This is a genomic window from Pleurocapsa sp. CCALA 161, assembly GCF_003003995.1.
GTDB lineage: Bacteria > Cyanobacteriota > Cyanobacteriia > Cyanobacteriales > Xenococcaceae > Waterburya.
Map to the genome: position 1 here is coordinate 1 of NZ_PVWF01000118.1, position 13,245 is coordinate 13,245.

The window sequence follows — 13,245 nt, forward strand, 5'->3', positions numbered from 1 at the left end:
ATCAAAAAATATGACGGCGAGCGCAATTATCGAACCACAAACCTGGAACTGGCAGGGACACAAGATTACCTATCAGCAGGCGGGAGATACAGGGGCAGCAGTAGTTCTGGTGCATGGTTTTGGTGCATCTTGGGGACATTGGCGCAAGAACTTACCTGTTTTGGGTGAATCTTGTCGTTGTTTTGCGATCGATTTAATTGGCTTTGGCGGTTCGGCTAAACCTCAACCAGGAATAGTCAACTATACTTTTGAAACTTGGGGACAACAGCTAGGGGATTTCTGTCGTGAGGTAGTAGGTGGGCCTGCTTTTCTGATCGGCAATTCTATTGGCTGCATCGTTGTCATGCAGACTGCGGTAGATTACCCCGAATTAGCTTTGGGAGTAGCAGCAATTAACTGTTCCATTAGATTATTGCATGATCGCAAACGAGTTACCCTGCCCTGGTATCGCAACTACGGCTCGATGGTGATGCAGCAGGTATTAGGCAATAAACAAATCGGTGGCTTCTTCTTTAAACAGATAGCTAAACCAAAAGTTGTTCGCAAGATCTTGCTCCAGGCATATCGCCGTCCAGAAGCCGTCAGCGATGAACTGATCGATCTGCTGATGAAGCCGTCTCAAGATCCAGGTGCAGCAGATGTCTTTCTGGCATTTACCCGCTATTCCCAAGGGCCTTTGCCCGAAGATTTACTCCCTCGTCTGACTTGTCCCACGGTATTACTCTGGGGAACAGAAGATCCTTGGGAGCCTGTAGGTATGGGACGAAAACTAGCTGAAATACCAACTGTTAATGAGTTTGTTCCCCTAGAAGGATTAGGTCACTGCCCCCAAGATGAAGCTCCAGAGATAGTTAACCCGATCTTGTTGGACTGGATCAAACAACACCAATCCACTACCCTGTTAACTGATGTTACGCACTAATCAATCTGCTAAGACTAGGTAGTAAGTAGTAAGTAATAGGTTAATTTCGTTTAACGTAACATCGGCTGTTAACTTAAAGGATACTTTACAGTCCAGTATCCAGTATATTTTGAGACTATTCAAATTTACCAAGCCACGCAATTTGCTCAATTACCCACCAGCCGATGAATGCGCCCAAGGCATAGTGGGGAAAATCCCACCAATCAAAGCCAGCACCTAGCAACATACGCCAGATAAATGAAGAACGTATGACGACTGGGACTAGATCAAACCATAGCTGGCTGATTTCAATCATACAGGTGGTCACAAATACCCCCACCGCAATTTTGCGTAACTTGCTTCTATCTTTGCTGGGACGAATAAACCAAAAGACGAATAAACACCAGAAAATTTCATATAAGACATCCCCTGAATAGTCTTTTACCCATTCTTGTCCTATTCCTCCATAAGCTTTAGAAAAGATTCCTAAAGGAACAATTAGCAGCAATAAAAGTAAAATTAGACTTCGTCTAACTAATAATTTTTGAACCATATGATGGTTATTTTAATTAGTTTCCCTTGTGTCTAATATCTTTAGAAAGGAATTTCATCCCAATCTTCATTGCCACCATTTGCTGGTGCAGGTTCGGGAGTGGTGGCAGGTTCGGGGGAAACATAAGCTGGGGCTGCTTGTGGTTTAGGAGTGGGCGCAAAATTAACTAGATTGTCTGGCTGCTGAGTCTGATCTGGTTTGACCGTATAGTTGGCATTACTAGTATTAGCTGTGACAGGATAGATGCGAGAAGCAACTAGTTTAGCCCGTTTTTCTTTGTATCCTTCTGGCATCTCAAACAGATTCATAGATAAACGGCCTTCAATAATAATCTGATCTCCTGCACTACAAGTGTTTTGAATCTCTTCAGCTAGCTTGCCCCACCCTTCTACCTGCACTTTGCCAGGGTCTTCGCCCTCTTTGGTAGATTCAAACTCAACCATCATTGTCGATACACTCGTTTGATCTTGAGTAGAGCGTAGTTCAGGATTAGTGATGATCTGTGCCATCAAAATACAGCTATTCATGGGTTTGCTACTCCTTAAATATCTAAATTACTCGAAACTATGTGAACAATTGTACTATTTATTACTGAGAGTTGAAATCTCTTCGTAATTGTAACGGCAGTTTTTAATAACTCTGTTCACGATCAATAAAATTTTGGACTCGCTGGCGATATTGCAAAAGCTGCTCATCGACCCAAAAGCGATCGCTACTATTGGCGTAAATATGCACCAAGGGTTCTCCCGCATCAGGTAAGATTAGAACCCAGTTATCATTCTGTGGATTAATTATTTTTACGCCATCAATCAACTCCAAATTTTCCTTAGGGTGAGTTTCTAGTAAGTGGCGCATCAAAGAGCCTTTAACTTTCCAAGGACAGCGAACCGAGCAAGATTTATGGTAGATATTAGGTAAATCCTGACGAATATCAGCTAGCGATCGCTCTTGAATAGTTAGCATTTCAATCAGTTTAGCAATGCCAAACATAGCATCAAAACCAGGATGAAGCTCAGGAAAAATAAAGCCCATCTCACTACTACCACCCAGCACCACATGGGGATTATCACGAGATGCTTCCATTAAGGCGGTAGGATTTACTTTGGTACGAATTACTGTTCCATCATGACGGCGAGCAATTTCTTCGACAGCGCTAGAGGCATTTACAGGAACAACCACAGTACTACGGGGGTTAGCGGTAAAAATAGTATTGACCATTAAGGCAGTTAAGGCTTCTCCGCGAATGGGTAAACCCGCCTCATCTACTAAAATAAGCTGTTCTCCATTAGCAGAGACTTGAACCCCAAAATTAGCCCTCAAAGCTTCCACTACCTGTCCTAATTGATCCAGCAGCACTTCTTTTTGAGTATTGGAAATAGACGTTTCTTGTAAACTAGCGTTCAGCACCACCGCATCACAGCCAAACTTAGCTAGTAGCTGAGGAAAAATAGCTCCCGCCACTGCGTATACATAGTCAATGACGATCTTGGAACTGCTGCTACGAACCGCAGCAATATTAATATATCTGGCAAAAGCGCGACTGTAGGTATCTAGCACCCCACTAGGATAACTAACACTACCGATTTCTTGCACTGAAACTCGACGGATATCCTCTTTAAAATAGGCTCCTTCAATTTTCTTTTCTTGGGACTTGGAAACACTAATGCCTTGGCGATCAAAAAATTCAATCAGTAAATAATCAGGTCGACTGGGTTCTAGACGAATATGAATTCCGCCTACTACATCAATCATAGTAGTCATCATCGTGCGAGCAATAGGAATAGCCGTGGCTTCCAAATTCTGCACATTAATTCCTGTCGACATCAATCCAGAAATTATCGCTCGACCGACCATCCGCGAGACACTACGCTGATCCCGTGAGACAATTACCGTTGAACCTAATTTCAAAGTGGAGCCATAGGCAGCACCTAGCTTAACGACAAATTCCGGCGTGATGTCAATGTTGGCTAATCCCGTTACGCCTCTTTGCCCAAAAAGGTTGCGCTGAGCAGTATTCCCCCAAATTAAGTTAATGTTGAGAATAGCCCCTGGCTCAATTCTTTTACTCGGCCAGACCCTAACCCCTGGGGCAATTTGGGCTTCTTCCCCAACAATGGATAGGCTGCCGATCACCGAACCTTCCAAAGCCTGGGATCGCCGATCCATTCTGGTGCCGCGAGAGATGGTACAGGCACGCAAATGAGCCTCATCGCCTACGGTAGCACCATTCCAAATAATTGGTCGTTTGAGATTAGCATCAGCACCAATAGTTACATTATCACCAATGACAGTTCCTGCCTCAATTTTGACCCGCGCGCCAATGCGACAATTATCACCAATCATGACGGGAGATTCAATCATGGCACTAGGATCAATATAAGTATTGCTACCCAGCCAAATTCCTGGGGACTTTTCACGGTAGGGAAAGTCTAGTTTAACTTTTTGCTCAAGTCCATCATATTGAGCTTCACGATAAGCTTCTAGATGACCTATATCACACCAGTAACCTTCGGCAACATACCCATACATGGGTTCTCCTTTTTCTAAGAGGATGGGAAATAAATCATTGGAAAAGTCTGACTCTTCGTTCTCTGGCAGGTAATCTAAAACTTCTGGCTCTAAGATATAAGTACCAGTATTAACCGTATCTGAGAAAATTTCACTCAACGAAGGTTTTTCTAAAAAGCGATTAATTCTACCGTCTTGATCGGTGATAACTACGCCAAAATCAACGGGATTAGGTACACGGGTCAAAATTAAAGTGGCTTTTGATTTCTTCTTTCGATGGAAAGCGATCGCCTCCTGTAAGTTGAAGTCAGAAATCGCATCCCCACTCATGGTAATAAAGGTATCATCTAGCCATAGTTGAATATTTTTGACACATCCTGCCGTACCCAAAGGCTGTTCTTCCTCTACGGCATAGGTCATTTGCACCCCAAATTCACTACCGTCTTGAAAATAATCCCGCATCACGTCGGGTAAATAATAAAGTGTGGTAATAATTTCGGTAATGTTGTGACGCTTTAATAAATTAATTATATGTTCGGCAATGGGGCGATTGAGGATGGGAACCATCGGTTTAGGCAGATCGCAGGTCAAAGGACGTAATCTAGTGCCTGAACCGCCAGCCATTAGGACTGCTCGCATCAAAACCTCCTTAAATTTTGACTTGCTTTTTATATACCTGTATCTTAATACTATTAATCAGGCAGTCAGGGGTTAGTCTCCATTTGCATTAAATTTATCTGCTGGCAGAAGGCATTTTTCGTAAATGACCGTGTCAAAGAGAGAGAAAGAAAATTTCTGGGTTGTTAGAATATAGCAGTCGTGGTTTGTTTGGTTAGCGAGGGTAGATATGCATTTTCTAGGATTTATCTTGATAGTTGCCTATGTCGGTGGGATTTGGAAGTTTTTATCTGGGTATCATCGTACTAACTTTAATGCTAGTTTATCAGGGCGGATCGGGCTTGCTTTATTATGGCCAGTTTTAATTGTTAGTAATAAGTCTTATCGACGCAATTTTAATAAGGCGTTGAAAGGAAGATGAATAATTGAATAATTAAGTTGTCTTCAAATGGTGCATGAATAAAGTTTGGCTGATTGGGGGAACAAGCGACAGCGCAATCATAGCCAGTGTTTTGGCTGAGTCTGATCTTCCCTTGGCGATCACTGTGACTACAGCCTCAGCTCAAGCTTTATATAATCATCAGCCTGAGATAATTATCGGCTGTATGAACTTAGCTGCAATGGTTTGTTTTTGTCAGCAGCATCAGATTAAAGCTGTGATCGATGCCTCTCATCCTTATGCAACTGAAGTTTCCCTTCAGGCGATCGCCGTAACTAACCAGCTAAATATTCCTTATCTGCGCTATGAAAGGACTCATCATCAACCTTTAATTCAAGAAAATGTAATTGAGTTAACTAGTTGGGAACAACTTTTAGCAGGGGATTATTTAACTGCTCAACGAGTATTTTTGACAGTAGGTTGCCAAGCCTTACCAAGGTTTCAGCCGTGGCAGAGTAGAGCTACTTTATTTGCCAGAGTTTTACCTAAAATAAGCTCGTTAGAAACAGCGATCGCCTCTGGCTTCACTAGCGATCGCCTAATTGCCCTACGTCCTCCTATTAGCGTGGCGACAGAAACCGCTTTATGGCAACAGTGGGATATCTCTTTAGTGGTTACTAAAGCTTCAGGTAAAGCGGGGGGAGAAGAGACTAAACGTTTAGTAGCAGCCAGCTTAGGAATTCCTTTGCTCGTTATCACCCGTCCTCAAATTACCTATCCCAGACAAACTTCTATCATTGCCGAGGTACTGACTTTTTGTGAAGCGATCTAGGCGATCGCTTCGTCAAGTAAAACTAGGGTTATGATGTTAAAAAACTTTACATTTTTTCCTACTTACAAGTAATGAAAATAAAATACGCAATTAATTCACACAAATTTATAACATTTGCCGTTGTTTTGGGTTTGATGGCTGTTTATCAAAACTTTACGATTGCTCCCTGGATTTATCTTGCCCTCCATGGTACTTATGGCATGATGTGGCTAATTAAAGATAGCTTATATCCCGATCGCCAATGGGAACAAGAGGTTAGTTGGAGAACAGGATTGGTTGTGTTTGTTTTCCTTGCTTCATATTGGGTTGCCCCCTTCATTTTAATTAGTAGCGGAGTCCAACCGAGTGCGCCTTTGATGGCAATTGCGATCGCTACCAACTTATTTGGTGTATTTCTCCATTATGGTAGCGATGCTCAAAAATACTTTACTCTTAAGTACAAACCAGGACTAATTACCGAAGGTTTTTTTAGCCGTAGTCGCAACCCAAACTATCTTGGCGAAATTTTAATCTATCTTGGTTTTGCGCTGTTGACCCAGCATTGGATACCTTTGGCTATTTTAGGTGTGTTTGTGGTCGTGGTTTTTCTGCCCAATATGCGTAAAAAAGAGCAGTCTTTAGCTCGTTATCCAGAATTTAAGGCTTATAAAGAGCGTTCAGGTTTACTATTACCCAAGTTATTTATCAATAAATCCTCAGCACAAGCAACAGAAGCAGTAGAAGTTAATTAATTATTTTCATGAAGAAGTATTGGGACAATGTGACTTCAGCGTAGCGGTGCTAGATATTTGCTTAGAAGTAGCTGGAGATGGAGCGTAATTCGTCAGGAATGGGAGTGTCTTGGGGAAATTCAAGGGAGGTTTCGCGATCGCCTAAATATCCAGACTCGGTAAAGGAAATTAACATTCTTGCCAGGGCAACCCAAACTTCAGGATCGTATTCCCAATCTTTATGTCTCGAAGCATAGCAAGAAATAGATTTTAAAGCCCAAAAATAGCTATTGCGAACTACTGAACCACCTTTTTTATATTCTGGTAAATCTTCATGATTGATTGAAAGAATATTGTCTTCAAGTTTAACTCGCATTGATTTTAGCAATTCTAAGGATGAATTGAACCATCAGGCAGAGTTGCACCCGTCAATTTAACGGCGGTTATCTTCACCATAATTTTGTTGTTAAAGCCAACTTTTGCCCCACTCAGATTTGCACCGCTGAGATCTGAACCGCTGAGATCTGCACCAATTAGATTGGCATCTCTTAAATCGGCATTACGCAAGTTTGCTTGAAGAAGGTTCGCCCCTTTCAGATTTGCACCCTGAAGATTAGCTTCTTCCAAAATAATTTTATGCAGGAAAGTATCGCTTAAATCAGCGTAAGAAAGATTAGCCTGAGATAAATCTCTACCAGAAAAATCTCTTTCTTTAAAGTTCGACCTGCTTAAATCGGCACCTCTAAGATCTTTGTAATATGGTCTTTGAGGGGTGCTTTGTGCTGATCGACTTGTAGGATTCTTGGTAGTCTCCCGAAAGTCTTGATAGCCATCTTTGGACGAGCTTTGTTCGGGATTATTTGATGCCGAATAATATTCTCGATAGTTCCAATGACGTGTCTGTGTCTGTTCATAATGGGGACGAGAATAGGTTTGCTGGCGGTTTTCCGTCTCGCTATAAGGTGCTTGATAGGTATAGCGATCGCTATAAGAACTGTTGCTCCTAGTATTATCTGCCCGATAGGCTTGGCGATTACTTTGAGTTGAGCTGCTGGAATAAGCTGTGGATGCAGACTGCTTGGCAGGTGCTGGCTTGTGTTTACGGTGATACGAACGCAAAGAGTCTCTCGCCTCATTAATCTGCTGGATCTTGGCAACAGATTTTTTGACTAGTCGCTCGTTGTCTTGGGGAACACGGTCAGGATGCCAAATAAATACCAAATCTTTGTATGCTTGGTTAACTTCTTCTAGAGACGCACCAGGCTCTAGTCCTAATACTTTATAGTGTTGTTCTAGGTTTTGAATCACTATGGCAATCCTTCCTCAACTTTTCCTATGTGTAACTCAAACCAATAGACAGTGGTAGTGACTAAATTTACCAATTTTACTTTTATTTTTTATTTTAGATATAGTTGTTTTTAAAATCGAGTACTCTCATAACTCTTAATTATTATATGTATTAATATATTTTAGGTAAGCTTCTAATTCGATTTGTAAACAGATTCAGATTCTAGAATAATTATAGTAAGTAATTTCAGCATTCTAAAAGTTGCCGATCGCTACTTTTCAATACGGTTAACCCTAATTTTTGCTACATATCTATACATTTATCGATCCTCAATATAAACTGTGCAAAGACACAATTTTTTCCCACACAAAACATGCAAATAGCTATTACTTAACTTTTGTTTACATACATCAAGTTAGCTAAATTATTTTTTCTAAACCGTAAATTAGCGAGCTTAATTCAGTTACCTTACGAATTGCCAGCAAGACTCCAGGCATATAGCACGAGCGATCGCTCGTGTCATGTCGTAAAGTATAAAGTTCTCCAGGCGCACCAAACAACACTTCTTGATGAGCAATTAACCCTGGTAAACGAATGCTATGAATTGGAATATTACTCTGGGCTGTAGCACCTCTTGCACCCTCCATCGTCTCTTTAGACTCTACCTTGGGTGGATTAAAAGATTTACCCATTTCAGCCAGCATTTGCGCCGTTTTAATCGCTGTTCCACTAGGAGCATCAGCTTTGCGATCGTGATGTAACTCAATAATTTCTACATGGTCGAAATACTTTGAGGCGGTTAAAGCAGCCTGTTGGAGTAAAACTATGCCAATGGAAAAATTGGGAATAATTAACGTTCCCGTGCTGGCTTTGTCGGCAAACTCAGCTAAATCCTGTAGCTGTTCATCACTTAAACCTGTAGTACCAACGACGGGTCGAACTCCATAGGCGATCGCACTACGGGTATTTTCATAGACACTATTAGGATGAGTAAAATCTACCATTACTCCCTGCACTTTTTCTTGAGTCGCTAAAACTAAAACACTTTGTAAATCGTTTAAGACAGGGACTTCTAGCGCACCAATACCAATGATTTCGCCAATGTCTTGACCCAAATATTCAGGATTGAGATCTACTGCCCCAACCAACATCATGTCTGCTGCTTGGGATACAGCTTTAATTACTTCCCGACCCATTTGACCTAGCGCACCATTAACAACTACGGGAATCGGTGATTTATCTGCCATTTATTTGTTGTATTGTCTATAAGTCCTTTGAAAACAATTTTAGAACAAAGTCTGACACCTGCTTGCACCATTTGTAGACCTTTTCTGCTTGAAGAGTTGGAAGACAAAGTAGCTAAATATAGGCAATATTTAAGTCCTTGCTTGTTGAAGCGATAGCTTAAGCTAAAACTATATAGATAGAACAGATTAGATTAAAGTAGGTTTTATTGTGAATTTTAGTAGTTTTGCTGGCGCGATCGCCTTAATAATTGCCATTTATATTTTGTGGCAAATCCGCTTTATAATCTTGTTGACATTTGCTTCGGTAGCTTTAGCAACGGCAATTAATTATTTAGTCAAATATTTGATGAGATTGGGAGTAAAGAAACGCAATACAGCAATTCTTCTCTCCTTAATGTTGTTATTGTTAATTTTTGTATGCTTTATCTTATTGATTTTTCCTCCATTCATCGATCAGGTGCAGCGATCTCTTTATTTACTGCCAGAAGCCGTAGATCAAATTGCAGCTTGGTTGACATGGTTACAGGCGCGAGTACCCAAACAGTTGGTAGGAGAAATTCAAAAGCTTGAGAATATTACCCGTAATTTACCCACCTTCGCAACTCAGCTTTTAGGTAACTTCTATGGAATTTTTTCTGGTTCTTTAGGGGCTGTTGTTAATATACTGCTGGTTGGAGTAGTGACGATTATGCTGTTAATTACTCCTCACCCATACTTGCGGTTGTTTTTAGCTTTCTTTCCTTCCTTCTATCGTCGTCGCGCTGCTAAAATTATCAAAAAATGTGAACAGGCTTTGGGAGGCTGGACTCAAGGAATCTTGTTTAATATGTTTGTCATTAGCATATTAAGCTGGTTGGGGTTATCAATTTTGGGAGTCCAGCTTCCTCTGGCTAACGCACTACTGGCTGGTTTATTGACTTTTATACCCAATTTGGGTGCTGTACTAAGCTGCATTCCACCAATAATTTTGGCTTTAATTGATGCGCCTTGGAAAGCATTGGCAGTACTATTACTCTATTTTCTGATTCAACAAGCAGAAACTAATGTTTTAACGCCCTTGGTTATGAAGCAACAAGTGTCTTTGCTACCAGCCGTTACTTTATTAGCGCAAGCTACTTTTGCGATCTTTTTCGGCTTTATTGGTTTATTTTTGGCACTGCCATTAACCGTTGTCTCTCAAGTGTGGATTGAGGAAGTGTTAATTAAAGATATCTTAAGCAATTGGGGAAAAAAAAGCGATCGCTCTAGGTCGAAACAAGCTAGCACTAGTCAAACTAAAATCTCTAAATCGTCTTCACCTAAAGTAATTACATCAGAGATTGGAGGGATTGGAGGAGCAAGTTAGTTTTAATCGAACAAAAAAACTCAACTATTGGTCATCACTGCATCGGTTCAATTACCAAATAGCTTCAAGATCGAGGATAAAGCCTGGCAAAATAGCCTCTCCCGACAAACTATCAGGGCGATCTAATATTTCTACTTGTTTACCTTGCCGATAAATTTCTACCTGTTGATTTTGAGAATTAATTAACCAACCTAACTTCATGCCATTATCTAAATATTCTTGCATCTTGTCTTGGGTTTTGCTCAACTTATCGCTAGGAGAAAGCAATTCAATCGCAAAATCAGGACATAAAGGAAGAAACTTTTGTTTTTGCTCATTAGTCAAGTTATCCCATTGAGATAATAAGATCCAAGAAGCATCAGGAGATCTGTTTGCACCACTAGGCAATTTAAATCCAGTAGAAGAATCAAAGACTTTGCCTAATTTTTGCTGATTGTTCCAATTCCAGAGTTGAGCATTAATTCCCGCATTTTTATTGCCTGTTTCTCCACCAGTAGGAGGCATGATCAAGAGATCTCCATTAGCATTTCTTTCAAAGCGCAACTCAGGATTATTATTGCAGAGTTGATAAAACTGCTCGTCTGTTAATTCAATCGATTGGCAATCAAGGGTTAAAGCTTCCATCTGGTAATCAAAATCTTAGATACTTACCATTTTAGATCTAGAAGATTAGAGCAAGATAATTTTTAATTGATACTTTTTATAATAATACGTCTGGTGTGAATTAAAAATTGCTTGTGAACTAGTACTTGTCATAGTGAATTTTAATTCAAGAGATGAAATAACGTTGTTTCGCTGTTACTGGGTAATATTTAAAAGCTAAAAGCTAAAAGCTAATAGCTAGTAAACTCGAACGAAGCTAATTCACACTAAGCGTATAATACCGCGAGCAAAAAGCTATGTAGAGTGAAATCGCCCTAGGTAATTAAATATTCTCAAAGCTAAGTATTTGTTTGACAGTTAATTTAATTTTTTCAAAAGTAGGAGAAGCTATTAGTTGATTTTCTGTGTAGACATTTTCTTCATACAATCCCTCATTCAATACCAATACTGTAACTTTTTGCTCTAGAGGATCGACAATCCAATATTCGCTGACTCCAGAAGCAGCATACTCAGATCTCTTAAATCGATAATCTCTTTTAATTGAATCGGCACTAACTACCTCAACTATCAACACAGGGGGTGTATCGCAAATCCCCGTTCCCGCTAACGAACTCATTACCTGTTCTTTTGTTAGCACGCTGACATCAGTGATGCGAGATTTATTAAATCCTGTTCTAATTCCGCTTTCTCTGGTGGCGAGCAAAGGTAGCTGAAGACTGTCTATTTCTGCTTTTAAGGCATCTCTAATTAAATCGCAAATCAAAATATGAAGAAAAGTTGGCGGAGTCATCGTTTCGAGTCTGCCATTGACTAATTCATAATGGTTATCTGTATGGTCGTCATAGACAATGTATTCTTCAAAAGTATATAAATTCTGCTGGGTTGCTTTAACCATTAGTCAAAAATACTTCCACATTTAAACAATCTGTAAGAGCGGTTCGCTTTAAAAGAATCCTCCAGGAGTCCTCTTCGCATATAGCTTTGCGTCGTAAACCGCCCCTACATAATTTGTCCTTGACTTTTAAGCTACTTGTTCTACTTCGACAATTTCAGGAATTTTTTCTCGTAAACGGCGTTCGATTCCCATTTTGAGAGTCATGGCAGAGCTAGGGCAAGATCCACAAGCACCCTGTAGCCTGAGTTTGACAATTGGGCCTTCAATTTCAGCTAATTCGACGTTGCCGCCGTCAGCCATAAGATAAGGACGTAGTTCGTCTAGGACGGTTTCTACATTGTCCATCGTTAATGCTAATGTCATAGTTGTATTTAGTTGATTTAGTTGATTTAACTGTATTACTTGTAATCTAATCCTAGCGCGGTCTATACAAACTTAGGGTAAGTTAGGCGATCGCAGCAGGTTCTAACAGTTTACTTTCAGAAAAGATAAATTCAGTAGTAATTTTATCTGAGTTGGGGTCGATAGATTCAATTACCTGGTGCTTGGGAACATAATATTTATCGAGTTTTTCGTAACTTTCACTAAATTCGCGTTTAGCTTTCAAATCATTGGTTTTGGAATCGCGAAAGATGGCATTATAGCCAGTGGAAATATAGCCTTCTCCAGTATCCAAACTTTCGTTAGTGTTAATCACAAACGCCATCGGACCCATAACTCGACTCACCTGACAAATTTCAGTACCGCGAATTTTATAGTTAGACCCCATCGAGTCTCCTTTAACTAAAATTTCGACTGCACCTGTATTATCTTCTTCTCCTAGAGTAAAAGTGCTTTTTCCATGAGCATTTTCAAAGCTGTTGCGTTTACGGTGAGTAATTACATCTCGCATATGGTTATAAACGCTCTCTGCTACCTTTTCGTCGTCAATTCCCGAGACTTCTACCCCTAGATCTTTGTTTACTTTGATCTCAGCCTTGTAGGTTTCGTCTCCTTGCTTCAATTCTAGTTTAGTTGTATAGCCAGGAAAATCTTTATCCCAAGTATATCGGTGTTCGTAGGCTGCGCGAAAGCGATCGCGGGCAGTATTATCGTTCATATCTATATCTCTAAATATTTTCTTTCCTAATCTAGTGTAGAAAAATTTGCTTTACTTAGACTGAATTGATAGAAAAATCTAAGCTCAACTTGTAATAATTTTGTTTCATATAGGTTACTAAGAAAATTGAGTAGCGAGTAGCAAGTAGCAAGTAGCAAGTAACAAGTAACAAGTAACAAGTAACAAGTAACAAGTAACAAGTAACAAGTAACAAGTAACAAGTAACAAGTAACAAGTAACAAGTAACAAGTAACAAGTAACAAGTCT

At 40.2% G+C, this 13,245-nt stretch carries 15 protein-coding genes; 5 read left to right on the forward strand and 10 right to left on the reverse strand.

All coding sequences use genetic code 11. The features are described 5' to 3' along the window. Positions 1 to 10 precede the first annotated feature (10 nt). Positions 11 to 922, forward strand: coding sequence for an alpha/beta fold hydrolase (locus C7B62_RS20525; RefSeq protein WP_106241599.1), 912 nt, complete (start codon positions 11 to 13; stop codon positions 920 to 922). Positions 923 to 1,037: 115 nt separating this feature from the next. Here the strand turns inward: C7B62_RS20525 and C7B62_RS20530 are convergent, their stop codons facing one another. The 3 genes from C7B62_RS20530 to C7B62_RS20540 all read right to left on the reverse strand — a co-directional run bounded on the left by C7B62_RS20530 (position 1,038) and on the right by C7B62_RS20540 (position 4,601). Then, on the reverse strand, positions 1,038 to 1,454 hold the full coding sequence (locus tag C7B62_RS20530) for a DUF2809 domain-containing protein (protein ID WP_106241602.1): 417 nt from the start codon (positions 1,452 to 1,454) through the stop codon (positions 1,038 to 1,040). A 41-nt stretch (positions 1,455 to 1,495) separates the two neighbouring features. After that, the gene (locus C7B62_RS20535; RefSeq protein WP_106241605.1) at positions 1,496 to 1,981 is read right to left on the reverse strand and encodes a single-stranded DNA-binding protein; all 486 of its coding nucleotides are present in this window, start codon (positions 1,979 to 1,981) and stop codon (positions 1,496 to 1,498) included. A gap of 103 nt (positions 1,982 to 2,084) precedes the next feature. Next, positions 2,085 to 4,601: a mannose-1-phosphate guanyltransferase gene (locus tag C7B62_RS20540; RefSeq protein WP_106241609.1), complete on the reverse strand. Its 2,517-nt coding sequence runs from the start codon at positions 4,599 to 4,601 to the stop codon at positions 2,085 to 2,087. Between the two features lie 208 nt (positions 4,602 to 4,809). Here C7B62_RS20540 and C7B62_RS20545 point away from each other — a divergent pair, with 208 nt between their 5' ends. From C7B62_RS20545 to C7B62_RS20555, 3 genes are all read left to right on the forward strand, one after another. Continuing rightward, the gene (locus C7B62_RS20545; RefSeq protein WP_106241612.1) at positions 4,810 to 5,001 is read left to right on the forward strand and encodes a hypothetical protein; all 192 of its coding nucleotides are present in this window, start codon (positions 4,810 to 4,812) and stop codon (positions 4,999 to 5,001) included. Positions 5,002 to 5,035: 34 nt separating this feature from the next. After that, the gene (locus C7B62_RS20550; protein WP_106241617.1) at positions 5,036 to 5,791 is read left to right on the forward strand and encodes a cobalt-precorrin-6A reductase; all 756 of its coding nucleotides are present in this window, start codon (positions 5,036 to 5,038) and stop codon (positions 5,789 to 5,791) included. A gap of 71 nt (positions 5,792 to 5,862) precedes the next feature. Next, entirely contained in the window at positions 5,863 to 6,522 is a 660-nt protein-coding gene (locus C7B62_RS20555; protein WP_106241619.1) for an isoprenylcysteine carboxylmethyltransferase family protein, read from the forward strand. Between the two features lie 61 nt (positions 6,523 to 6,583). On the opposite strand, the gene C7B62_RS20560 is transcribed toward C7B62_RS20555, so the two are convergent. The 3 genes from C7B62_RS20560 to dapB all read right to left on the reverse strand — a co-directional run bounded on the left by C7B62_RS20560 (position 6,584) and on the right by dapB (position 9,036). Further along, the gene (locus C7B62_RS20560) at positions 6,584 to 6,877 is read right to left on the reverse strand and encodes a hypothetical protein (RefSeq protein ID WP_106241622.1); all 294 of its coding nucleotides are present in this window, start codon (positions 6,875 to 6,877) and stop codon (positions 6,584 to 6,586) included. A 14-nt stretch (positions 6,878 to 6,891) separates the two neighbouring features. Next, entirely contained in the window at positions 6,892 to 7,809 is a 918-nt protein-coding gene (locus tag C7B62_RS20565) for a pentapeptide repeat-containing protein (protein WP_199194300.1), read from the reverse strand. A 399-nt stretch (positions 7,810 to 8,208) separates the two neighbouring features. Next, a complete protein-coding gene (gene dapB / locus C7B62_RS20570) occupies positions 8,209 to 9,036 on the reverse strand; it encodes a 4-hydroxy-tetrahydrodipicolinate reductase (RefSeq protein WP_106241624.1) in 828 nt (275 codons plus the stop codon). A 208-nt stretch (positions 9,037 to 9,244) separates the two neighbouring features. On the opposite strand from dapB, the gene C7B62_RS20575 reads away from it, so the two are divergent. Continuing rightward, entirely contained in the window at positions 9,245 to 10,381 is a 1,137-nt protein-coding gene (locus C7B62_RS20575) for an AI-2E family transporter (protein WP_106241627.1), read from the forward strand. A 51-nt stretch (positions 10,382 to 10,432) separates the two neighbouring features. Here C7B62_RS20575 and C7B62_RS20580 read toward each other — a convergent pair whose 3' ends face one another. From C7B62_RS20580 to C7B62_RS20595, 4 genes are all read right to left on the reverse strand, one after another. After that, on the reverse strand, positions 10,433 to 11,005 hold the full coding sequence (locus C7B62_RS20580; protein WP_106241630.1) for a Uma2 family endonuclease: 573 nt from the start codon (positions 11,003 to 11,005) through the stop codon (positions 10,433 to 10,435). A gap of 301 nt (positions 11,006 to 11,306) precedes the next feature. Next, positions 11,307 to 11,879, reverse strand: a complete 573-nt coding sequence (locus C7B62_RS20585; RefSeq protein ID WP_106241632.1) for a Uma2 family endonuclease — start codon at positions 11,877 to 11,879, stop codon at positions 11,307 to 11,309. 126 nt (positions 11,880 to 12,005) lie between these two features. Then, positions 12,006 to 12,242, reverse strand: coding sequence for a NifU family protein (locus C7B62_RS20590; RefSeq protein ID WP_106241635.1), 237 nt, complete (start codon positions 12,240 to 12,242; stop codon positions 12,006 to 12,008). Between the two features lie 82 nt (positions 12,243 to 12,324). After that, positions 12,325 to 12,984, reverse strand: coding sequence for a DUF3386 domain-containing protein (locus C7B62_RS20595; protein ID WP_370304100.1), 660 nt, complete (start codon positions 12,982 to 12,984; stop codon positions 12,325 to 12,327). Positions 12,985 to 13,245 lie beyond the last annotated feature (261 nt).